16 protein-coding genes are annotated in these 25,524 nt (G+C 33.8%); all 16 read right to left on the bottom strand.

Translation table 11 applies throughout. The features are described 5' to 3' along the window. Window positions 1–149: 149 nt before the first annotated feature. The 16 genes from FGM02_RS15775 to FGM02_RS15705 all read right to left on the bottom strand — a co-directional run bounded on the left by FGM02_RS15775 (window position 150) and on the right by FGM02_RS15705 (window position 25,513). Window positions 150–1,367: a hypothetical protein gene (locus tag FGM02_RS15775; protein WP_139959462.1), complete on the bottom strand. Its 1,218-nt coding sequence runs from the start codon at window positions 1,365–1,367 to the stop codon at window positions 150–152. 342 nt (window positions 1,368–1,709) lie between these two features. Then, window positions 1,710–2,558 (bottom strand): histidine phosphatase family protein, encoded by an 849-nt coding sequence (locus FGM02_RS15770; RefSeq protein WP_139959461.1) that lies wholly within the window; start codon window positions 2,556–2,558, stop codon window positions 1,710–1,712. A gap of 20 nt (window positions 2,559–2,578) precedes the next feature. Continuing rightward, window positions 2,579–4,525, bottom strand: a complete 1,947-nt coding sequence (locus FGM02_RS15765; RefSeq protein WP_139959460.1) for a T9SS type A sorting domain-containing protein — start codon at window positions 4,523–4,525, stop codon at window positions 2,579–2,581. 172 nt (window positions 4,526–4,697) lie between these two features. Continuing rightward, on the bottom strand, window positions 4,698–6,263 hold the full coding sequence (locus FGM02_RS15760) for a sulfatase family protein (protein WP_208021535.1): 1,566 nt from the start codon (window positions 6,261–6,263) through the stop codon (window positions 4,698–4,700). A gap of 263 nt (window positions 6,264–6,526) precedes the next feature. After that, window positions 6,527–8,089 carry a sulfatase-like hydrolase/transferase gene (locus FGM02_RS15755; protein ID WP_139959459.1) on the bottom strand — a complete coding sequence of 521 codons (1,563 nt, stop codon included), beginning with the start codon at window positions 8,087–8,089 and terminating at the stop codon, window positions 6,527–6,529. Window positions 8,090–8,105: 16 nt separating this feature from the next. Further along, window positions 8,106–9,662, bottom strand: coding sequence for a sialate O-acetylesterase (locus FGM02_RS15750; RefSeq protein ID WP_139959458.1), 1,557 nt, complete (start codon window positions 9,660–9,662; stop codon window positions 8,106–8,108). Window positions 9,663–9,685: 23 nt separating this feature from the next. Further along, complete coding sequence (locus FGM02_RS15745; protein ID WP_139959457.1) at window positions 9,686–11,206, bottom strand: alpha-L-fucosidase; 1,521 nt, start codon at window positions 11,204–11,206, stop codon at window positions 9,686–9,688. 5 nt (window positions 11,207–11,211) lie between these two features. Continuing rightward, on the bottom strand, window positions 11,212–13,593 hold the full coding sequence (locus FGM02_RS15740; protein ID WP_139959456.1) for a glycosyl hydrolase family 95 catalytic domain-containing protein: 2,382 nt from the start codon (window positions 13,591–13,593) through the stop codon (window positions 11,212–11,214). A 192-nt stretch (window positions 13,594–13,785) separates the two neighbouring features. After that, a complete protein-coding gene (locus FGM02_RS15735; RefSeq protein ID WP_139959455.1) occupies window positions 13,786–14,637 on the bottom strand; it encodes an alpha/beta hydrolase in 852 nt (283 codons plus the stop codon). Between the two features lie 113 nt (window positions 14,638–14,750). Continuing rightward, complete coding sequence (locus FGM02_RS15730; protein WP_139959491.1) at window positions 14,751–16,307, bottom strand: sulfatase family protein; 1,557 nt, start codon at window positions 16,305–16,307, stop codon at window positions 14,751–14,753. A 55-nt stretch (window positions 16,308–16,362) separates the two neighbouring features. Next, window positions 16,363–17,508 carry an alpha/beta hydrolase gene (locus tag FGM02_RS15725; RefSeq protein WP_208021534.1) on the bottom strand — a complete coding sequence of 382 codons (1,146 nt, stop codon included), beginning with the start codon at window positions 17,506–17,508 and terminating at the stop codon, window positions 16,363–16,365. Between the two features lie 2 nt (window positions 17,509–17,510). Continuing rightward, the gene (locus tag FGM02_RS15720; RefSeq protein WP_139959454.1) at window positions 17,511–19,871 is read right to left on the bottom strand and encodes a PDZ domain-containing protein; all 2,361 of its coding nucleotides are present in this window, start codon (window positions 19,869–19,871) and stop codon (window positions 17,511–17,513) included. Window positions 19,872–19,892: 21 nt separating this feature from the next. Further along, window positions 19,893–21,752: an alpha-L-fucosidase gene (locus tag FGM02_RS15715; protein WP_166461204.1), complete on the bottom strand. Its 1,860-nt coding sequence runs from the start codon at window positions 21,750–21,752 to the stop codon at window positions 19,893–19,895. A gap of 43 nt (window positions 21,753–21,795) precedes the next feature. Beyond that, window positions 21,796–23,076 (bottom strand): DUF6786 family protein, encoded by a 1,281-nt coding sequence (locus FGM02_RS15710; protein WP_208021533.1) that lies wholly within the window; start codon window positions 23,074–23,076, stop codon window positions 21,796–21,798. Window positions 23,077–23,362: 286 nt separating this feature from the next. Continuing rightward, window positions 23,363–23,509 carry a hypothetical protein gene (locus FGM02_RS18100; RefSeq protein ID WP_166461203.1) on the bottom strand — a complete coding sequence of 49 codons (147 nt, stop codon included), beginning with the start codon at window positions 23,507–23,509 and terminating at the stop codon, window positions 23,363–23,365. A 126-nt stretch (window positions 23,510–23,635) separates the two neighbouring features. Next, window positions 23,636–25,513, bottom strand: a complete 1,878-nt coding sequence (locus FGM02_RS15705) for a sulfatase (RefSeq protein ID WP_139959452.1) — start codon at window positions 25,511–25,513, stop codon at window positions 23,636–23,638. Window positions 25,514–25,524: the final 11 nt, after the last annotated feature.

Below are 25,524 nucleotides of genomic sequence, written 5' to 3'. Positions count from 1 at the left end.
AAAGCTATATATGAATTTATTTGCAAATAAATTCATATATAGCTTTATTCACTGTACTCATTTCAGTCTTTTTATTGCTTTTTTCTTGTAGGCAGTAGGCTTAGAGTTATTAAAAAAAATAATCTATCAAAACAATTAGTGAATAAGTTTTATTCACCCACAAGAAAAGCCCCTTCTGGCCTAACATAAGGCACATAATTTGGCATAGGGTTGGCTAATAATCTAGTATTAATTTCTTTCATAATGGTCATTTCTTCAGTCATTAAAGAACCTTTATTACTCCCTTTATCAGAAACCGTAGTTGCAAAAGTAATTCCCGCTTTGGCATCTACTAAAGTTCTAGTAAACCTGTAAGCATCTTCTGTTCCAAATATTAGGTTTGCTGAAGCAACATGCCATTTATCTCTCATTGGAAACCAAGCATGTTTTAGTATTGTTTTTCCTTCATAGTCATCCCATGGATTTGCCACCATAGCAGGCATGGTAAATTCTTCATAAGCCCAAGAATTAGGAGGAGCTCCTTGCCCCAAGGGTGTTACATGACCACTTGTAAAGTCTTGGTACTTATTCACTCCTTCAAAACTTACAATTTTATAATCTCTGTCATCTTCATCATCAAGACCATCAGAATCTACTAAAATATTTTCACCATTTTCTTGAAAATAAGCACCGTTTGGCGAAGCTGAAATAGCACATCCTGGATGCGCATCTCTAATCATTTGAACAAAATCTTCTATATGCCCATCATCGTCTAGCTCAGCCGTAGTATCCAACCAATAACCATCGGCGTAATCTTTTACTCGATAAATATATCCTTGAATTAAATCTCTATACGCTAAGTACTCATCACCGGCAAAATTGTTTGTGTAATAATTCACCCATTTTTGATGTGTTGCCTCATCCAATCGATCAAAATAATTGGTAGAGATGTACAAAATATTTTTCTTTCCTGCCTTTCTGAACTTTTGAAGCACCTCAAAAATGATGCTTTCATTTTGAAGACTAGGTACCATACTTTCGTCAATTTCGGTCGCAATATCCACATTGTCATTTCCTCTTAAAGTGAAATAATAAGATTTTGCGAAATTGGTAAGATTTGTGATCACATGCCCAACAGCCGGAAGTTCATCTACAATTTGCTGGGCACCATTTAAGTAAGCATAGCCTCCTGAAACTTCAGAATCTAACCTTTCTCCTCCATAAATAGGAAATGTAACTCCCCAAGAACCCGCCAACCAATCTACTGTCGTTGTTGGTTCCGTAATTATTTCTTCGGGCACTTCCTCTTCTATCTTAACTCCTTCTTTGGCTTTAGAACAAGCAAAAAGAAATAAAATGCAAAATACTGTGGTATATAATCTTTTCATAATTGTATTCATGTTCCTAAAAGATAATCAAATTAAAATTATTCTTTTATTGGGTTGATTCGTTCATCAGCCTAAACACAAAGGTTATTTCCAAGATTTAAGCCCTTGTAAAAATAGCTTCTATAAAGCCATATCCTTTTCTCTAACTCATCAAAAAATTGCTGTAAACTATCATAACCCACACCTAAAATATTGACGCAATGAATTTTACCTACAAACAGATCACTTCAACAAGGTTCTGCTTTAGCTAGAAAATTCTTAGTAACAAAGAGCTATGATTCAATAATTCATGGTCATTACTTTACAGAGCACTCTATAAAAACAAGCCGGAAAATAATTTTGTTAACCTGGAAAAGGAACATCGTTGAACATTTTTAATTGAAAAGCTCCATCTTCTTGTTGTTCCACCATCCAAATGCCTGTATTCGAAATTTGTGGAAAATGATACAATGGATTCTTAGTTAGCATTCTTAAAATAGCGGCACCACTACTTCCATGCCCTGATAAGAGTATTGTATTAGAAGACTTGCTTTGATCAGCTATTAACTCCAATACCTTATCAATAACAATTTTATTTGCGGCATTCTCTTTCGCAGTTTCCGAATGATCTCTAGGAAAACGAGCTTTCTTAAATTCATACAAGCCATTTTTACGTAGGGTAAAATAAGGTTCTTCTTCAGGAAGTAATTTTATTAATGTACCTGCTCCAAGAATTTTTTCTTTTGATTCATGTTTGGGTAAATCTGGTGAAATCATCAAATTTGTTGCATATATCTCAGCCAATTCAGGCCAAATTTCTGCTTTCTTTTTTGAAGCCTTTAAATAAGGTAATATGGTGTTTTTACAACGCCACGCGGGACTTACGGCTACATAATCAAAATGAAATCGTTTTAACTTATTGGCAACTCTAGATTGCTGCATAATTCCCTTAGGGGTAAACATATTCGGATTTCCTACATAAGAAGGCCATGTACTCTCTGGAAATATTCCCCATTCCTTTTTTACATTGTGTCCACCTTCAGCATGCCTTATATAATAAATTTTAAGTCGTGAGTTAGCGGTTTCTTTATTTTGAATCACTTTTTTACTACAAAAACTTTGACTCGTAGTTCGTTCATTATTTACAGAAATGAAGCCGCTTAAAAACAACATTCCGATTCCGATTGGCAAGGACAATAATAAATTTTTCATAGGCTATATATTAACTATTTTTATTGAGTTATAATTATTTTCCGAATGCTATCCAGATTTTTTTCATCAGATAATTTTAAAAAGTAGATACCTGAAGTAAGATGAGAAACATCTAGTTTTTTTGTTAATTCCGCTCCCGACCATGTAGTTTTCAAAACAGAAACACCCGTTACAGAAATTAAGTGAACTGTATACGCCGCTGCAATACTTTTGGTCAAACTTACTTCATGAACTACCGGATTTGGATAAATATGAACTTTTTTGGTAGGAAAACTCTGAACTTCTAAATTTTCTTCTCCTAAAAGGTAGGCACCTTCTGGCCTGACATAAGGCTCGTAATTTGGAATTGGATTGCTAAGTAATCTCGTATTAATTTCTTTCATTATAGCCATTTCATCAGCCATCATATACCCAGCTTTTACAAGACCATCATCGGTTGTATTCGCAAAAGTAATCGAAGCATTCCCATCAACCACAGTTCTTACATAGCGATAGGCTTGCTCTGTCTCAAAAACCAAATCTTGCGTTGGTACATGCCATCTTTCTCTAATAGGAAACCAAGCATGTTTTAAAACATCTTTCCCTTCAAAATTAAACCAAGGTTCAGCTGCCATATTAGGTAAGGTATACTCTTCGTATCCAAAAGAATTAGGAGGAGCTCCTTGTCCAAGCGGAGTTACATGTCCGTTGGTAAAGTCTTGAAAAGCATTTAAAGGCTCATGCAATACAATTTTATAATCCGTAGGATCTTCATCATCAATACCGTCTGAATCAACATAAATAAATGCCTCATTTTCATCGACAAAATAGTTTTTTTGATAATTGGCACTAACCGCTGCTCCTGGATCCGTTTCTTTTAGCATTAGAATAAAATCATCTAGTTTTCCATCATTGGCTAATGACGATGTAGTATCTAACCAATAACCATCAGCATAGTTTTTTACTTGCTCAACAAAACCTTTGATCAAATTTTCATAAGCCGCATATTCATCCCCAGCAAATTTAGCCGTGTAATAGTCAAGCCATGCATTTTTCACCTCATTACTTGCTCTTTCAAAATAATTGGTAGAAATATACAATATGACTTTTTTATTTGCGTCTTTAAAAGTTTGCAAAACCTCATATATAATTTCTCCATTTTCAACACTCGGAACAATACTGGAATGAATTTCATTGGCAACATCTACATACCTATTTTCTCTTAAAGGGAAATAATACGAATGTGCAAAATAAGAAAGGTTTGTAATTACATGACCAACTGCTGGGAGTTCTGCTACAATTTCTTGAGCGCCACCAAGTAAATCATAACCACCTGCAACTTCAGCATCCAGTCGTTCCCCTCCAAATACTGGAAAAGTAACTCCCCATGAACCAGCCATCCAACTAGCCGCAGGTCTTGTTTGCTCTGTAGTTCCTGAAATACTATCTAAATAATAACTTGCCGCAGGAAGCGAAGTATTGCTATTGGCAAAACCTATTTTTATTTGATCAAAACCACCTGAGTTACTCAACGCTTCAGAAATTGCTTCACCATCAAATTCAAATGTAAAAGATTCCCATTTTTGGCCTGCTGTAAAATTAAGTTGCTTATAAATTGCTCCATTTACAGAAGAACTTGACACATACATTCTAAACCTTTTATTAACAGTTGTTAGCTCTTCCGTAGGTATGTCCAAATACGCTTTTATAGTAATTGAAAACCCCGTTAAATTGGTGATGGGCTTGTACAAGTTAAAATCTAAAAAAGCCTTTACACCTTCATTTCTATTAAATTTAGCTACGCTTGCATTAGCATTAATTCCAGAAGTATCTGGATTTTCCACATTCGTAAAAAAAGTTCCTGAGGAAGTCTTGGAATACTCTAAATGATTTGTATTCGTTTCATTTTCATACCATAAAAATTGAGCCTGTGTACTACTTACAAATGCCAGCATTAACAGCATTAAAATTGTATTTTTTTTGAACATAGTTTGGTTTTGCTTACTTGAAAACAAAGTACGTCTATCTATAAAAAAACGACTTTCTCTTTTTCATCAAACCATTGCTGTAAACAGGCATGAACCCTATTGTTGTAAAGCAATTCACCTCTAGAAGCCTTTGACAGCAACTAGAGGTGAATTTATTTTCAGACAGTAAATCTTAAACCTCCTCTCTAGACTTCTTCTTTTTAGACCTTTTCTTTTTTGCCTTCTTATTTTTTTTGGACTTATTTTTAGCCTTATTACTGTTTTCGCTTTTCCATAAAATGATTTTATCTACATCATTTTTTGAGAATTCTCCTTTTGTACTTCGCCCTGTTTTGATATCTAATTCCAATTGCTTTAAAAGTTTTTTTGCAATTTCAGGACGGGTTTCGTACAAATTTTGAGTTTCTGCCGGATCTTTTTCTATATCATATAATTGCGCAATTGGCATTTTAGAAGACTCGTTTTCTCTTGGTGACGACCAACCGCCAGATCCTTTGGCTAATAGTAATTTCCATTTCCCTAATCGATAGGCAAAATGCCCACTAATTGAGTGATGAATTACTCCCGCTCTGGTACTCTTTATTTTTTCTCCTTTTAATGCAGCTAAAAAACTTACGCTATCCTCACCACTTTTACTTGGTACAGCAACATGCGTTATTTCAGAAAACGTAGCCAAAACATCCGTTAAACAAATTAACGAACTATTGGTTGAGTGGGCTTTTACTTTATTTGGCCATTTTACAATAAAAGGCACTCGATGACCACCATCCCATAAATCTGATTTTGAACCACGGTATCCAGCACTTACAATATGTCCATATTTCTCTAAATTTGGAATATCTGCCGCTTTAGACGTACCATTATCACTTGTAAATATAAGCAAGGTATTTTTCGACAAGCCCGATTCATCTAGTGCTTTTGTAATCGATCCTACCGTTGCATCTGTTTGCATCACAAAATCGGCATATGCCCCCATTCCGCTTTTACCCTGCCATTCTTTTGAAGGCAATATTGGTGTATGTGGAGAGCCTAAAGGAACATATAAAAAAAATGGTTTTCCATCTTTATTTTTTGCCTGTTGATGAATATAATTGACCGATTTACTAGTCAAACGAGGTAACATATTAATTTCATCATCATAAAGAATTACTTTGTCATTTTCAATCACAGCTTTCATATCTCTGGCATGATGAAAACCGTGGTAATAATCGAACCCACGATGTATAGGTCCATCAGGAATAATGGCACCTACTGGTGGCAACTGTTTTTTTCCAATTTTTGAAATAGGTTCTTTTGAAACAGCATCTAGATATTGAAAATTCAAGTGCCATTTTCCTATGATTGCAGTATGATAGCCTTGACTTTTAAGAAAATTACCAATTGTTGGTCGATCCTCTGCAACTAAATTTGGAGCAAAGCCTTGAACAACACCGCTTTGAAGTTTTGTTCGCCAACTATACCTCCCTGTCATGATACCATAACGTGTTGGAGTACAAACCGATGAGCCAGAATGTGCATCTGTAAACACCATTCCTTCTCGTGTTAACCTATCAATATGTGGTGTTTTAATTTTACTTGTTTCTGGAGCCAAACTCTGTACATCTCCATAACCTAAATCGTCACAAATGATAAAAACAATATTGGGTTGTTCTGATTTTTTTTGAGCATTCACGTCCAAAACAACAGTTAACAACATTGCCAAAATTAATTTTGCATTAAAAACATTCGATTTATTCATACTTGCTAATTTAATTGAATTTCACCTTTGGCAGTTTCTATAAATTGTTTTTCTGAAAACTATTTAAGTCTAGCTACCTTAAAACTATTCTTATAAATCAACAGACTTGTTGTTACGCCAAGACTGTAGATTGACTAGGTCAAAGTTAGCTTCAAAAGAACAGTTGTGTTTTCTCAATCTCATCAAAAAATTGCTCTAAACTATCTAAACCTGTTATTAGCTCATTAATTGATCCTGTTTTTCTTACTATTATGAAAAACAACTTAGTCACAGGAGGTTAATAATTCTTCTGCTTTTTCACTACATTTTTTCCTAAAATAATCCAGTTCACTTTTATATTTTGGAATGGAAGCTAAATTATTTTGCTCTTTAGGATCTTTTAAAATATCAAACAATTCTTCGTAAATAGGCGCTTCTTTTGTTTTGATAGACTGTTCAGGTAAATATTTACTTCTGTCATTTTCTTTACTAAAAGAGCGAATGTATTTGTATTGTTTTGTTCTTATTCCTTCCTGACGAGGATAACCTTGATCTGTAAATAAGTTTTCCAAAAAGATTTCTTCTCTCCAAGGAGTTTTATTTTTCTCAATTAAAGGAAGCATGCTTTTTCCTTGGTACGATTTAGGAACAGCTATACCACACATATCTAAAATAGTGGCAGGAATATCTTGTCCAACTACCAATTCATCAATTACTTTACCTTTTGTTTTTTTATCGAATAATGGAGAATATACAACTAGGGGAACGTGTACTGATTCATCGTACAAAATAGTTTTACCACCTAAACCGTGTTCTCCTAAAAACAAACCGTTGTCTGAACAAAACACTATAATGGTGTTTTTATCTTCTCCAATTTCTTTTAAAAAGGCACGTAAATTTCCCATCATTAGATCAATAGCGTATACTGCTCTATCCATCTTAAGTTTCTCGTTTAACAATCTGTTTTTGTTAGATGTTACATAATACTTCATTAAATCTTTGGTAGCATATACATTGTCTGGTAAACTAATGTCTTGCGGATATCCTTCCGGAAGTTCAATTTGATGTTTTACATCGTTATAAAGTGTTTTGTAGTATTCCGGATCTGTGGCTTGTGATCCCATTCCTCCAATACTAGATGCGTGTGGAAGGTTTAAGTTAATCCAAGCAGAAAAAGGCTTTTTAGGATCCCTTTTTTGTAATTGATTTTGAATAGAAGGCAACGCATTTTTGTAAAAATAATCGTAGCTATCATCTTGTGTTAAATAAGCTTTTGTAGCCTCTAACAATCCTTCTATTTGAGTTTTGTTTTTTAGGTTAGAAAACTGTTTGTGTTTTCTTGCAGGATAAAATCCTAAGTGGCCTTCTCCGTAATAAGCAAAATCCGTATTTTTATTTAAAGGAGTGTTTTTTCTGTCGGCAATTTTGGTGTGACTTTTTCCAATAAATGCTGTAGAATATCCTGCTTTTTTTAACTGTGCCAACCAACTATTTTGATAAGTTTCTTCAGATATTAAGTTTTTAGAAACATAGTTAAAACCAATTTTGTTTTTTCTTTCCCATTGCCCTGAAAATATATTAGCTCTACTAGGTCCACAAATAGGACTAGTGATATAGGCATTGTTAAAAAACACTCCTTCTTTAGCTAGTTGATCAATATTTGGAGTTTTAGTAACTGCATCTCCAGTCATACTTAAAGAATTAAATCTTTGATCATCAGAAAACACAAAAATAACATTTGGCTTTGGTTTTTTAGAACTAGCCAAAAGCGTATTAAAAGAAAGATAGATAGCTACCGTAAAAGCATAGCCAGTAATTTTAAGAATGTTTTTTATAAGAGCTTTCATTTATAAGGGTTTAGTTTTAAGGTTTAAAGTTATCTGTTCTAAACGGATAAGCAGGTAAGTCAATTTCGTTGACCAAGTTTACGTTAGGTTTTCCTGTAAACGCATATCTAACGTATTTTGGGTTTTTTAGTTTAGAAGACGACAACACAATAGTTTCTCCTTTTATTTCAGCATTGGCTTGTACCCATTTTTTAGAATCATCTGCCAGCCAAAATTCTCTAGGAGCTTTTCCGTCTGTTGTTTTTAATGTTTTGGCTTCATCAAAACAAATAGTAATTGTGTTGTTTTTTATTTTAGCTTTTTTAAATACAGGACCCGATGCTTTTACTTTTAAATCTAAAGCATCACGTTGTGCAAGTAAAGCCAATCTTTGTCCTACAGGTAATTTGTCTTTAGGATGAATGTTCTTAACATCTCCTAAATCAATCGTATTGGCTACAGATGTATGAGGAATTTCTAGTGCTTTTAACTGAGACTCACGCATCCAAGCCCAAGAATGAGCATTGGGATGATTCATTTCTTTTACGGGACTATCTTTTAAAATTTGTCCGTAACCAGGAAGCATGACAATTAAAAAATCCATGTCTTTTTGATTCCAAGAATCTCTATAATTGTGAATCCATTGTTGTAGTGAACTACTGTATTTTAACATTCCAGAATTTCTAGAAAACCAAGGTTTTTCTACCATACCCTGCATAGACTGTGTGTTACGTTCTCCTTGATACCACACCAAACCTCTACAAGCGTAAGGAATTAGTGGGTGCATCATAGCATTGTAAAGAATGTTAGATTGTCTGCGTAAAAAAACATCATCATTTCTAGTCCAAGGTTTTGGTCCTTCTAAAATGGTTTTAATTTTATTTTGGGTTGTAGTATCAGCATCAAACTCTTCCATCATTGTTTTAAAATGAGGAACTTTAGCTGTTAATTCTCTAGGCATCCAAGCTTCTAAAGAAGAACTTCCCCAAGAAGTTTGAATAATTCCTATAGGAGTATCAATCGCATCTTCTAAAAAATAAGCAAAAGAAAAAGCTACAGCGCTGCTTGGGTTTTCTGTTTTCCAAGTTCCTTCACAAGTGTCTTGAGGTGTAAAAGCAACGGTGTTTTTTACCTGAAAGCTTCTAATATTCTTTGCTGATGGAATTAGTTTTTTTAATTCGGGAACAGAATTTACATGAAACTGCATGTTAGATTGCCCAGAGCAAATCCAAACTTCTCCAACAACAACATCTGTAATTTCTATGGTTTCCTTAGCCGATGATATTGTCATCGTTCTAGACTCAAAACTAGCTTTTAAAGAAGGTAGCTTTACTTGCCATTTTCCATTTTTATCAACGGTTGTTTTTTTTGTAGTATTTGCAAACTGTACTGTAATTTTTGTACCAGGTTCTCCTTTTCCCCAAACAGGAATTTTTGCATCTCTTTGTAAAACCATATGGTTTTGAAATAGAGAAGCTAACTCAATTTTTGTTGGATTATTTACAACTGTTTTGTTAAAAGCTACAGCAGAATAAAAATTAAGTAGAACAAAAAGTAGTGTTCTTAGTAAAATTCGAGAGGTGTTAAATTGCATGATAAGTTTTTTTGTAATAAGGTTTATTGCAAATATAATTTAAAACAAATAGCATGTGGATTGGGCATTGCTTCTTTTGGAAGTTGAATGCTAAGTGCTTGTTTGTTGTGTTGCCATTTTATTTTTTCAGTACTTCCTAACAAAGTAATGTTTAGAATAGCTTCTTTTAAAAGACCTCCTTTTTTTAAACTTTCTATAGTAATATCTTGTGTAGGTTGCGCTAGTACAAAAACAAATAAATAATTGCCTTTTTGGGTAAAACGAATATCCTTTTCAGAGAATTCTTTTAAGTTTTCACCCCCTCTTCTAGTTTCTATTTTTAAAGAACCTTCTCCAAATATTTTCCAGGGTCTTGTTCTGTAAATTCCTTCTTGATTTGTTTTTACAAAAGTTCCAAAATCGCTTAATATTTTAATTTGATTTTCAGGAATAGTACCATCTCCTTTTTGTGCAATATTAATCATCACCACTCCGTTTTTACTAATAGCATCAATAGCATTTCCTATTAAAACAGATGGGAGTATTCTATTAGAAGCTCCTTTTCTATAGAACCATGTACCAGAAATATCTGTAGCCCACATCCAAGGATGTTCTTGTATTTCACCAGACATACCACGTTCCATATTATAGGTAAAAGCAGCTTTGTTTTTTTTAGCATCTTTAAAAGAAAGTACGGTGGTTTGTTTTCCGTTGTTTTCTTTTAAGTCTTTATTAAGATAATCTGTAAACAATTTTAATCCAATTCCTTTTCCTGTTTTTAAATCAGGGTAGGGAGAGTCGTTGTTAAACATGTCTGGATTGTATTTTTCAATCACATCCCAACAGCGTTGGTACCAATGTTTATTCCAACTGTCTTGACTAGCAAATCTTACAGGATCATAATCCATATTAAACAATTTCCATTCAGGAGTATTTGGCTTTTGGTATTTTCTAGCTCCATTAAAAAAACGAGGAGACCAATATAAATGTGTAGAAACTCCAAATTTTAATCCGTTGTTATAAGCCGCATTTTTCCATTCTTGTAACACATCTCTTTTAGGTCCCATTTTTACGGAATTGTAGGGAAAAGAAGAATCGTACATGTCAAAATTATCGTGATGTGTGGCTACAGGCATAATAAACCTAGCACCACACTCTTTTACAAATTTTACAATGGCTTCAGCATCAAAATTTTCTCCCTTAAACTGAGGAATTAAATCTTCATATCCAAAGTATTCTAAAGGACCATAATTCTCTATATGCCAGGCTTTAAGTTTGGTTACTGCTTTCCTTACAGCTTCACTAGGTACTTTAGGAATGTAATCTTCGGTACCATATACCCATCTTCCGTAATGAGAACCGTCGTGTGGTCTATCTCCTTTAATAGAAGATGGAATTCCCCAATGCATCCAAACACCAATTTTACCATCTAGAAACCATTCTGGCACTTGATAGTTTTGAGCCAAAGATTCCCAAGTAGGTTGAATTTTACGTTCCTGAGCAACTAGACCAAAAGAACATATACTTAGAAGTAGCGTGAAATGAATTTTGTTTAATTTAAACATTGTTTTTATTTAGAGTAAAAGTTATGACTAGGTAGTCTTTTTGTTTTTTTACTGTATCCAAATAAATTGGTATCACTGTCTTTTACAGGTAATTCATTAATTGATAAATCTGTCTTTTCTAGTTTTTTACAAGTAATAATTGCTGTTTCATTTTCTTTTAGTGGAATCTGATAAAATCCATTTCTATTTATTTGAAGCTTTATTTTTTTATTGTTGATGTAAAATTTAGGATTTTCTATATCTGTCTGAATAAAACATTTTTTTCCTTTTAAACTTTTTACAGCAACAAATTCGGTAATTCCTTTTATTTTTTTTGCACTTACTAAAAAAGCTCCTTGAGTTCTAAAGTTGTGAAACGTAGCATCTTCCCATTTTTTTGGAGTGGCAGGGAATATTCTAATTTTTCCTCCCCAACTTTGTAACAACATATCGTGTACGCTTGTTGCAAAAGACAAAGGACTTTCAATTACAGGATTTCCACCTTCTGCATACATGGTGGTTGGTGAAATGTTTTTATGTTTGATTAAAAAATCAAGATAATAATAAGCTTTGTCTGCATCTCCTAAGCATGCGTACATAGATGCAGCTCCTGTAGCAGTATACCCTGTAACAGGCATTGCTTTTACTTTAATATCACTATTAAAAGTTACGTCTAACCAATGGTCTAAAGATGTTTTTAATAGTTTTTTATCTTCTTTGGTTTCTGGAGTAATAATAGATAAGGGGTAAAAAGCTAATAAATGTGAGTAGTGACGGTGTGGTTTTTCAAAAGCAATATCTTTTCCTATTCTAAGTCCGTTTTTGTCTACTTGAAAATCTACCAAATTATCTAATAAGTTTTGCCATTCCTTTTTTAAAGGATCTTGTAGGTTAAATTCAGTATCTATGTCAACCAATGTTTGACAACCCCAACGGATTAATGCCAAGGTAAAATTAACATCTTGCCCATGTCCGCTAGGGTATTCTGGAGACCAACTATTTTTAATATGAATTTTACCATCCGTACTTTCAACAGGATTGTCTTTAATATAATTTAAATAACTATTTACTGCTTTTTTTAGAATAGGAAACAAATTGTCTCTCATACGCTCATGATCTCCTGCAAACTCGCAGTGCAACCAATAATCGTTTAAAATCCATACCAACATGTCTGGAACCTTTGCTCCATTATAAGCATCCATGTTTTGAGGGAACAAAGCAGCAATAGCAGCACTTTCTTTCCATCTTTCTGGTACGTTACCTTCTAAATGTTTGGTGTATTTATCTATATTGTTAGGTAAAGATTGTCCCACCTCTAAACGGTTGGCCGTTAAATGAGTCCAATATTGTAATTCTACATTTAAATCTCCCCAAACCATTGGCCAAAAAGTATCGTGATACCAAGGTCCCATTAAATCCATTATAGGTCCATTACCTCTAGTAGCAGAACCAAACTTGTACATTTGAATCCAGTAGAAAGATTCTTTTTCAGGATCGTTAAAAGTTACAAAGCTTAAAGGGTAATATTCATGCCACCATTTTTGATGTGTTTTTACAAATTGTTTTTGTTGTAACAATTCAAATCCTTTATCTAAGTTTTGAGTTACTTTTTCTAGTGAATTTCTTTCAGGATAACTATGATGCACACTTGTCATCAATTCTTGTTTTCCATTAGATTTACCAGATATTTTCCATCCAGTAGTTGTTTCACCTCTGTGTTTGTACAAAGGCTGAAAACAAAATTCATAACCATCTTTTTTACTCAAAGTTGGTTCTTCGGGCATTTCTAAAACTTCTGCACGCATTCTAGCCCATGAACCTCCTGCTTTAGGACCACCTCCTTTTTTTAAAACACTGTATACTGGAGGAACTGGTTTTCTAGGATGCCAAGTAATTTTTACATCTTCGTTTTTTGCATCTGTTTCAAAATAAACTACATCTTCACCACTATGCGAAAATCCTTTTATGTTATAACTTCCTAGGCTTGTTTTAACAGTACCTGTTAACTCTGCATTCCATAAATCTAATTTTAAATTTACTCCTGTAACAGTTCCTTTAGATGTTAAATTAAAATAGCCTAAAGGCAAACGACTTCTTTTGATCCATAACATTTGATCTGTTTTAGAAGCTTCTCTATGATCGGAATAATCATGTCTACCTAAATGAATAGACATTACATTATCTCCTTGTCCTTTTGTTTTGTAGAATAAAAATCCAACATTTCCATTTCCTGTATAGGCTGCGGTTTCCCAAGTAGTAGGAATTTCATCCCACACCATGTCGTGTTTAGATAAAAAATGTTCAAAATCTACATTATAGTCGACTTGCTGTGCTTGTACAATATGACCGTAGAAAAAAATGAAAAATAAATACGATAGCGGTGTTTTACTTATTCTAAATGGATTCATTGTTTGGATGTATAATATTACAAAGGCTAAACTAAAAAACTAATTCAACTTTTATTTTCTCATATCATTCAAACAATTGCTGAATACGGCCATTCCTAAAATAAATGCGACTAAACCGAGCTATTACGAAGATTTACAAGACAGCTACATACTCAAATTACACAAGTAATTGCTGTAGATAAGCATTTCAATTTATTTAGCAATAAATTGAAGTTCTTTTAGAAATTCCATAGATTTTTCCATGGTTGCATTAAAAATAACATCGGTACTCTTCTTTCTAAAAAAAGAGCCATTAAAAAAACCATGCCCTTCTCCTTCAAATGCCACCAAATCACAGCTATTCCCTGCTTCTTTCATCAATTTTGTAAAACGTTGTACATTTTCAAACGGAACTGTTTTATCTGCTGTTCCATGAAAAATTAAAGTGGGTACAATTCCTTTTCGAACATGACTCGTAGGCGATATTTCCGTTTTTCTAGCTTCCCCTACTTTCTTCAATCCATAGCCTTTTTCTGTGGTATCAATTACCGGGTTAAAAAGAAGCATGGCATTGGGCACCGAACTAATTTTCAACTTTTCTCCTACTTCTTCATTTCCTTCAATAACACCTGTACTTGCAGCTAAATGTCCACCTGCTGAACCGCCAGAGGCAATCACTCTATCAGGATCTATTCCCAATTCACAAGCATGTCCGCGCACCCAACGTATGGCAGATTTGGCATCACGCACACAATCAAAAGGTGTTGTTTTATGTTTGCTGAAAATTCTATATTCCGCTGAAATAGCCAAAATTCCTCTTTCTGAAAAATATCGTGCTTGTTGGTAAAACTGTTTAGGCGAACCACCAGACCAACCTCCTCCAAAAAAGAAAACTACTACAGGGCGTTTGTCCTTCTTTTTATGATTTTCTGGCTTAAAAACATGCAGCTTTAAGCTTGTTTGTGGTGTTGTTTTATAAACCAGTGTTTCATCTGGTTCATAAGAAATTTGTCCTTTTGCCATAAAGCCACAACAAAACAAGAATAGGAAGCTCACTAATTTCATACTTGATTTTTTTATTTTTTATTAGTCTACAAAATAATTACCAACAATCGTTTTTAGATGCTTGTTTTTGTAACACGGAATTTTAAGCTGTTTAATTGCAATAATACTTCTTTTTAATGAAAGGCAAAAGCAGCTTGTGGCCAAGGAGTCGTAATTTCATCATTACTTTGTATTTTCCCTTTGGTACTTCTTCCTTCTTTTATTTGTTGAATTAACAACTCTTTCAATTCTTTTACTTTTTCTGGATATTTATGGGCAATATTCGTCGTTTCTTTAACATCTGTTTTTAAATTGTACAATATATCTTCTGAAGATTTATTCTTATGTTTTGCTGGTTTCCCTGCTGCATCAATACCTGAGTTTGGAGACACGATCAATTTCCAATCTCCTTTTCTAATCGCAAACACCCCATACTTATCATGATGAATGGTGGCTTCTCTCACAAAATTACCTTTTTGAATTAACAAAGGAAGCATGCTATAACTATCTTCTCCTTCATGATCTTTTAAACAATAGCCCAACAAATCGGCAATGGTTGCCATAAAATCAGTGGTGCAAATAGTTTCCTCACATACAGAATTTGGTTTAATTTTTTCAGGCCATTTTACCATAAATGGCACTCTATGTCCACCTTCTAAATAACTTCCTTTAAAACCGCTATAAATATAACTCGGACTGTGATTTTTCTTTTTTAGCAAGGGAAGGTTTGCTGTTCCTGAACAACCATTATCACTTGTAAAAACAACCATCGTGTTTTCTTCTATCCCTTGTTCTTTTAGTGTTTTAAAAATAACTCCCATCAAATCATCTACCATCATCACAAAATCTGCATATTCGTTGATACCACTTTTTCCTTTCCAAGGAGCTATTGGTAACACAGGACTGTGCGGCGAAGGCAAAGGCATGTAAATAAAAAATGGTTTTTCTTTATTTGCATTTTCTTCGATATAAGAGACCGTTCTTTTGACAAAAGTTGGCAATACTTGCTCGTGTACAAAATCATCTGCAACAACTCCTTTGATCCAACTAGAGTAAGGGTATTCACTTCTTTTTCTTTCTGTTTTCTTTGTAGGAAGCATCGTTGCCTTGTCATTTTCCAAATACACAAAAGGAGGCATATTTAAAGACCCAGGAATCATGTAAGAATAATCAAAACCTAAATTCAAAGCACCAAATTTTAACGGCTTAGAAAAATCTATTTTATTTTGATCTACTCGATCTTTCCTGTCTGAAAAATGTTCAAAATCGGGACTGTTATTTTTCATAGACCAATTCAATCCTAAATGCCATTTTCCAATATTTGCTGTTTGATATCCATGACTTTGCAACAATTTGGCTACCGTCAATCGGTCTTTACGAATCAACGTAGGAGAGTTTCCCCAAGTCACAAATTCTTTTAAAGGAGTTCTCCAATTGTACCTTCCGGTTAAAATTCCATATCGGGTAGGTGTACAAACCGACGACGAGGTATGGGCGTCTGTGAATTTCATTCCCTCGGCCCCCATCTTATCCAAATTAGGTGTTGGTATTTTTCCCTTTTTGTTGTAAAAAGTCAGATCCCCAATGCCTAAATCATCCGCTAAAATGTAAATAATATTTGGTTTGGGTCCTTTAGAAACCGCGTAACTTTCCGTGTAGAAAACATGGCTTATTACTATAAATAAGTACATAACCTTTTTTGTATAAACACTCATAACTCTCGTTTTATTTAATGAAAATGTATTTTTAATTTTTATTTGAAACAAAAAAATCAATAGTCGTTTGCTCAATCTCTCCCCTAGTCGGATTGATATCTGCTCCCACTTTACGCCAATTATGTCCTGCATTTTTAACAATACGAATTGTAACAGGAGCCTTGATTTTCTTAGATTTTTCTTGCATATAATACGCATGTTTTACAGGGATAGTGGTATCACTATCTCCTTGTAGCATTAACAAAGGAGCACTTTTTTTTGTTAAATAATTGATAGGACTCATTTCTCTATACAAAGCCAATTTATCTTTTACTTTGGTAGTTGGCATTAAAATTCGAGGTCCAAATCGATCTCTAAAATTAGCCCGATTATCATGGTTAAACAAACTTGATTTTTCAAAATCACAGGGTCCGTACCACGATACTCCTGCTGCCATTTTATAGGTGTATTTTGCCAAATCTGGATCCCCAACCAAACTCTCAGAAGAACTTAACAACAACATTTGAGAAATTTGTCCACCAGCCGAATCTCCAAAAGAATAAAATCGATTTTTATCAATTCCTAGTTCTGAACTGTGTTTTGACAAATAACGTAGCCCGTCTTTGCAATCTATCACACAATCTCGCATTGAAGTCGTACCATTTTTTTTCCACAACCTGTAACTAACTGCCACCACACAAAAACCTTTTTCTAAAAGCGCTAAATGCACCGTTTTAAAAGAAGCTTTGGCAGCTCCATGTCTGCTTCCGGCTGCCCAACCACCACCATGGGTATAAATTACAACAGGGACTTGTTCTCCTTCTTTTGTGTTTTTAGGAAAATAAATATCTAAGTACAAATCTTCTTCTTTTGTTTTTTTGTACAAAACATTTAGTTTTCTTTTTCCTCCCGTTTCCAAATAAGGAATTTTGACTTTAGCGGCATACTCCTTAAAACTCAATTGCTGGTCTTTATCTGTGTCAAATGCCTTTAAACGCTTCCAAACTCTTTGATCTGTATGCTCGTTTTCAACAACTTTACCATCCTTATTCACATCTAATTTTTGCCAAGTCTTTGTTGTATACATTTTCGCATACATCCCATTCGACTGATCGTCTGTTTGCGCGTTTCCTATGACAAAAGAAAATAACAAAAACGCAAATAGAAATTTTGCCTTTAACTGTTTCACTACCATCATTGCTATAATTTATTAAATACAATCACCATTTCCTTTTGATTTCTAACTATCGTAAATAGGCTTTTCTCTCGATAATCATATTTCCCATAGGTGTCTATAAAACTAGAAATATCTTTAATTTTTTCTTTTTCAACTCCCACAATCACGTCTCCTTCTTTCAATGTCGATTTTGAGTACTTACTTTCTTTATCAATTTTTAACACAATAACTCCATCCATATTGTGTGTTCCAAAAGAAGACTGCTCTTCTATGGTTTCCATTTCTTTAAGTGTTATTCCCTTCCAATTTTTAGTTTTCGAATTTGAATTTTCTGAAGATTCTATTTTCAAAGTTGGAATTATTGGTTGCTTTGCAATGGCCTTTAAGGCAGGTTTTTGAACGCCAAATTGATTCATTGAGAAATTTTTAAAACCAATTTTTAGTGCGGGTGAATTTTCTGAAACTGTAAAATCTCCTTTTTCAGGATTTACAAATAACGGATTTCCAAAAACACTATTTTTATCTGTTCCTTTGGCTTGTGCTTTCAACAAGGCACCTTTGCTTGGAAACAAATTAGCATCTACTTCTTTCCCCCAAGCCTTTAAACGAATATCTGCGTATTTTTTCATCACAATATTATTTGTAAAAACATCATCACTTGCAGAAAACCAAACATGAGGATGAAACGTATTGTTGACCATAATGTTATTTTTAACCTCACGGTAATAACCTTCACGTAATTTTATTCCTCTATTCAAACATAAATTATTGTAAATTTTATAATTAGAAGAGCCATCATCTAAATCAATATCCCAACCATGATCGCATCGAAATCTGTTATTTCTAATAATGGTGGTGTGCATGGCATCCCACAAAGGCATTTTCGGATTTGCTTTTACCAAACCTTCTGATGTTGCTCGATTAGGGTACCAAAAACGATCTCTTCCCCAAGAATTAAAAGAACCATGATCGCTACTTTCTAAAACCGTATTAAACACATCGTTGTATTCAATTATATGACCACCCCAAGTACCTTCACTTACATTAATCCCTGCACGCGGCACATCGTAAATACTATTGTTTTTTACATGAATTTTCATCGCCATAGAAATCTGAACTCCTGCTACTTGTTTTTCTACACGTCCTATTCTGTGGATTAAATTATCTGCTACACGACAATCTGACGGATACACTTCATTTTTCGGACCAACCAAAGTGTCCATATCTTTTATAGCCACAATTTCATTGTATTGAAAAGCAGGAGAACGAACAGCAGAAGCATCACCTACAAACGAAATAGCAGAGGCTCCACAATCGTAAATATGATTTCCTGTAATTTTTAAGTTTCTATTGTATCCACTAGCAAAAATCACATTTCCTCCAAGATTTGTAAATTTACAATCCTGAATACTTACATTTTCTGCTCCCTCTAACAACAAAGCACCACCTCTATAAATAGTCCAATCACTTCGCAAAAGGGGTTCATAGGTTTCCATAAATGTTCGGGCAGCATGTTGAAAACTAATTCCCGAAATATCCACATTTTTCACAGGTATTTCCACACTTCCTTTTACTTCAATTAAATGTTTTAGAACACTTACTTCGACTTTAGCTTTATTTAAATCTACCTTTTTATCATTCCAAACATATAATTTGTGCGTATCCTTGTCTAAATACCATTCTTTAGCAGCATCCAATTCTTCAAACACATTTTCTACCATTCTATATTTTGCATGCATTTTTGATGGACGGTTGTTTTGATGTCCTCCAATGAGCTCCAATTCACCATCTTCTTTCATCGCTACTATTTCAAAATGAAATCCACCCCAACGCCCACTGTGCATAGCATGTACAAAACCACCTTTCGGTTTTTTCCATTTTGAAATTCGATTTGGATCAATGGCGTCGGCAGCAAAACCTTGCCAATAGCCTGCATTTTCATCATAATTAGGATACCTAGCTAAAACTTGCTTTTCATCATTAATAAATAATTGACTAAAATCTAAAGTAGGATCAATAGTTGTTACCCATATATTTTCTGATAGCAGTTCCCATTTTGCCTCTAGCATTTTGGAACCTTTCACGGTAACTTTATCTGCTCCTACTCCAACAATTGAAATATTACTTAATTCTGCATCAATAACCAAAGTCGAAGACAAATGATACTCCCCTTCTAAAAGATGAATTGTCGTTGCATTGTTTTTCTCCTTTTTTATGGAATGTGCATAGGCCAAGGCCTTTTCAATCGTTTTTAACGGATTTTCTTTTGTCCCAATATTTGTGTTATTTCCAGTTGGACTTACATAAATATCTGTTTTTTGATTGGAACAACTATAGAAAAAAAGTAGTAGTAAGTTTAAACATAATAACCCTGATTTTTCCATGCTTTTTTTATTTTGGCTCGCTTAATTTAGTTTGAAATTTGCTTTTACAACAAAACCATTTTCGGCAGTAACGGCTGTTTTTAAATAAATTAAAAGCCCTTTGTCTGTTTGTGACCAATATTTAATTGGGTGTCCATTCAAAATATGTACGTCCTTAATAACTCCTATTTCTTTGTTTAAAGAACGAATTAATATCGTTGTAGAAGAAGGCACTAATGAAATTGCATAAACCGAATTGTCTTTCGTTGTAAACCAAAAATCGCTTTTTGTAAAACTACGTTTGAATCCTTTTGCAGCTCTATGACCTGTTCCGTCTAAAAGTGTTTCTTCTTTACCCTCATTCGCAACAATCCAACGTGCTGTTCCATAAACAGCTTCTCCATTAGTGGCAATCCATTCTCCCATTTCTAAAAGTCCTTTTGAACTCGCTTCTGGTACATGTCCTTTTCCATCAGGACCTATATTTAATAAATAGTTTCCACCTTTTGATAGGATATCTACAAAATAGTACAACAACTCTCTCGTGCTTTTCCAGTCATGATCGTACACCTTGTATCCCCAAGAATTATTAGTGGTTCCACAAGTTTCCCAATACTTATCTATTTTTTCTTTTGCTGATGGTATTTTATTATCTCCTGCATCTAAATAATCTCCAAAGTCCCAACCTACTCTTCTGTTTACCAAAATATTTGGATTTGCATCGTACACCATTTTGTAAAAATGAAAAGATTGTTCTTCGGTCGTAAATCCTTCACCATCAAACCAAATTAAACGCAACTCTGGTAACAAAGCAATTAGCTCTTTAATTTGAGGATAACTTTTAGATTGATAATATTCCGCATGAGTATTTGGACTCGGATCCCAGGTGTTTTTACCTGAACTATGTGTGTAAATTCCTAAAGAATCATTTACTTTTTTTACATTCGCATAATTACCATCTCCTCCATCATTCCAATCATTTCCATGAGAATAGTAAACTCCAAAATCTAAACCTTCTTTTAAACAAGCTTCATACAATTCTTTTACTGCGTCTGCTTTATAAGGAGTAGCATCTACCATGTCATACTCAGAACTTTTTGAATCAAACAAAGCAAAACCATCGTGATGTTTAGAAGTAATCACTACATATTTCATCCCTGCCTTTTTAGCTAACTTGGCAATATTCTGAGCAAAAGAGGTATCTGGATTAAATGTTTTTGCTAACTGCGCATATACCTCTCTTGGAATTTGAAAAGCATGCATAATCCATTCTGCTACTTTTGGTCCTGGATAAGGTGAATTGTTAATTTTAGTTCCTTTCCACATTCCTCCTGCTTGAGAGTACAGTCCCCAATGAATAAACATTCCAAACTTAGCCTCTTTAAACCATGCTAAAGCGGCTTGTTTTTCTGGTGATTCATGCATTTTCAACCACTCTTTCTGATGTACTCCAGAACCTACGGGGGTTTTATAAGAAGGAACTAATCTTAGTTGTTTAAAATCGACTTCCGTTTCTATAGTTATTAGATGCTTAGTAGCAACATCCCTAATTTTTATTGATTTTTGAAACTCAGAAACTATTTTGTGGTTGTACGTTGTATAATCTTGTTGAAATGTTCCAGCTAACTCCTGATCATCTACCTTTACTTTTGCTACAGATGTATTTGTTGGTAAAGCATCAAAAACAACTTGTACAAAATACTCTACAGGATGTTTTACCTCAATATTCCATGTATAAATATTTCCTTCTTTAACGGCATCTGCTTTCTCTAAAATTGCCCAATTAGCTGTTTGGTCAAAAGCTTGCGTTGCTACTCCTTTTGTTGTTTCTTTTTGTTTACATCCGTATAGACCTAAAAAGACTGTTAACAGTAAACTTTGAATGAATATTTTAGTGCTCATTGTGGTATTTAAATATTGTTTAGATTCTTGGGTCAGCCTTTTATTAAAAGGCATTTGTAATTTCATTCAAACTTACTCCTAGTAAAGCTTCTGAAAGTCTATTCAAATCTTCTTTATCTCCTTGTAAATGAATTGTTGTTTGAATATGAGTCATTGTTTCCTTAGGCTTTAAAGCTGCTGCTGGTGATGAAGTTTCCAACTCATAAAAAGGCCCCATTTGAGCGACTCCTGGCTCTGGAGCACCATCGTTATATGCGTTTAATACATCTCCTGCAAAAGGTTCTACTTGCTCTTCCCAAGTAGAATTTACATATCCATGTTTTGCTTCTTGCTGATTATAGGTTACGATGTTTAAAACTCCTCCATTAGCATCGTAACTTCCTGCAATCCCTTTCGTTCTTTTAGGTCCTACACCTATTTTTCCTCGCTTGGTACCATCTCCCTTTAAAAACAAAACATCTTCTTTTACTTTTAAGTAATCTTCTGATATTTTTCCAAAATAAGTATCATTCACTTTTTCTCCCAACTCACTTTCATCTCCTTCTACAAAAGGAATAACCACCGTTGTTTCTGGTGATGGATTGTACATTCCTAACATCCAAATAGACGGTAAACCTGATTCTGGAACCCAAGGTTTTTCTCCAATATTTGTAATTTGATTCTTTGTTTGATACCCTACAAATTCAATTTTATCTGATAATTCTTTTTTGATGACAGCTTCTACAGCTACTTTATTTAAAATAGTTACGGTACGAGCAATTCCCATTTTAAAAATAGTTCCACTCTTGTTTATAAGTTCACAACTATGTTTAAATTTAGCTGTGTATTCCGTTTTAGACACTAAAGTAAAAGCATCCGTATCTATCACCGCTGGAGTTTTCCAATTCGAAAAATCAAACGTTGCTCCAGGTTTAAAAAAGATGGAAAATTGTCCTCCTTCGGGTCCTAACCAAAAACGTTCTTCTCCTCCAAAAACATAAATTTGACTTTCTATTTTTCCTTTACGTTCTTCTTCTGTTAAAAAACCTGCTTCTATTACTTTTTTGTTAATCCATCCAAAACCAGCACCTTTAGAAGCATTGGTAGCACTTGTCATAACACGACCTTGAAATAAAGGAGCGACAACAACAGCACTCTGTCCTTGTCTTAATACAATAATTTCTGTGTGGTTTTTAAGAAACGTTAGATCTTTGGCAAAACCTCCTTGTGCCTTTGTGTTTTCAGTCATCATAATAAAAAATAATATAATTGATAAAATAGTTGGTTTCCAAACACCTCTAGATGTAATTATAAATTCTCTATTAGAAACGTTGGAATTATTCATCGTTATTGTTTTGTTGTTTTTTGAGGATACTAATTTGTTGTTTCTTTTTAGTTAATTTCATATCTAATCCAATCAAAACTGTATCTTATTCAATTATTCTACAACATAAACCTAAATAAAGTCTCAATTATGACTTTTTCTTTAAGTGAAATTTTCGATGTGCGGTATTACATATTTTACAAGTCTATAATTTTAGATTTATTGTGTTTAAGTTATTGAATAGAGCAAACACATCTAAGACCATTATTTAACGCTCGAGAATAGTATACATGACTCCAACCGCTCATTAAAGCAACTCATGTAAAGGCATAAGTGGACTTACATGATATTCTGTAAAACGTGTTGATTTTTGATAAAAAGCATCAATATTTGGTGTTTTTACCACCTGGTTTCCCATACACAATAAATCTCCCAGACCTTGATCATCCATCATAAAAAAAATAAGCTTAGGACGGCTATTCTTTAGTCTTTTTAAATTTGTTTGTCCTTGTGTTATTTGTACAAAAAACAATAGAGACATAAAAAAGACTGGTCTGGAAGATTTTATTCATGTTACATATTACTTGATTTTATGCAATTTCCCTTTCACTATAAATCTATTTTCATCAATTACAATAAAAATATATTCTTTTGCTTCTTTGGGAACCGTAAAGGTGTACGCTAATTTATTTTTGTTACAATCTACAGGTACTTTTATATAGGTTGAATGTATTCTTCCTCTCCTTCCATTTTTCTTTGGAGTATCTGATATTTTCACCAAGGCATAGCCTTCAGTTACTTTCGTTTTTCCCTTTTCTAACTGTATAGAAACTTTACGAGAATTTGCATTATAGGAATCGGAAATAATTGTTGGAATAGCAACTACCTCTTTTTCACCCTTAAATTGAGAAGGCTCTTTATAAGGAAGTTTTGCATCGTAGTCTTTTAAATATTTTTCCAACTTACTAGACAGTTCTTTTACTATTTTAGGTTCTTGTTTAGCGATATCGTACTTTTCTTCTAAATCATGGCGTTTTCCGTTTTTATACAAACGATGCAATACATAGGAGCCTGTGATAAAGTTTTTATACAATTTATAATCTCCAGACCGTATAGCTGATTGATTCTTAGTTTCGTCTCCATAAGGATAATGCCACCATAAATCTTCTCTAACTTTACCATGACTATTTTTTACATCATTCTCCTTCGTAAATAAAACATTTGAAATATCAAGTCCGTCTAAATTTGCACTGTATTTTGCAGGAATTTTACTATTGGTAAGGTTTAAAATTGTTGGATAAAAATCTAATTGATTGATTAAAACATCTTTTGTTTTTCCTTTTGAAACGTTTGGACCTGTCACAAACATTGGAACTCTAATTCCACCTTCTTCTGTATATTTTTTACCTTTATCCAAAGGTGCGTTGTCAGACATTATTTCTGTTTTACGCTGTTCTGCTCCACCATTATCAGAAGAGAAAAAGATATAAGTAGTCTCGTATAATTTTTTTCCAGGATTTCTTGGGTCATCTGTTTTCTTTAACAAATCTACCACACGACCTAAACTCCAATCTAAGGTAGTAACCATGGCTCCAAAATAAGGATTGTTTTGTCCTCCTTTGGTCATTGGTACATCTTCTTTTGGAAATTCTATTCCTAATTTATCACAATAATATTGTAACAAGTCACGGTTTTTAGTGTGAATAGGATAATGTACCATCCAATGTGCTAAATACAAAAAGAAAGGTTCGTTTTTACTTTCGGTAATAAATTTAAGTGCATTTTCCGTAACCTCATCTTTTGGATATGAAATTCCATTAGGAGCTGTTTTGGTAAAAGGAAAATACTTTTCCTCGCTTAAACGATAGGCATCCTTTTTATCATGTGTCGCAAACTCAGTCACACGATTGTCTGGTTTTCTAGGACTTTGATGTGCTCCTCTAGACTCATGTGCAAAATCAAAACCTTGATTAGAAGAACTCTGAATTTGAAGCGCACCTGCATGCCATTTACCCACATGCCCTGTTCTATAACCATTCATTTTTAGAGCTTCTGCAATGGTAAAATTTTCTGGCATTAATCCTTCTGGAAAATAAGGACTGATATACTTAGCGCCTCTCTGAGCTTTGGGAATACCACCTCCAACAACATTTGTTATTCCTGTTTTAGCAGGATGTAGTCCACTTAAAATAGCACTTCTAGAAGGTGCACAAGTGGGTGCAGCAGAATATCCATTTGTAAAATTTACAGCATCCTTCGCTAATTTTGTAATATTGGGAGTTTCCCAAGCACATGGCTCATCTAAATCGTTTAATTGTATGTCTTGCCAACCTAAATCATCTGCATAAAAAATAATGACATTGGGTTTTATTAAATCACCTTTACCCTGACTATTTACAGCATTCGAAATAAATAGTAAAAGGAGAAATAAACCTAAAAAACTTTTTTTGATTTTCATATTAAAAATTA

The organism is Flavicella sediminum (assembly GCF_006381105.1).
Lineage (GTDB): Bacteria > Bacteroidota > Bacteroidia > Flavobacteriales > Flavobacteriaceae > Flavicella > Flavicella sediminum.
This window is presented reverse-complemented; position numbering and strand designations above follow the sequence as displayed.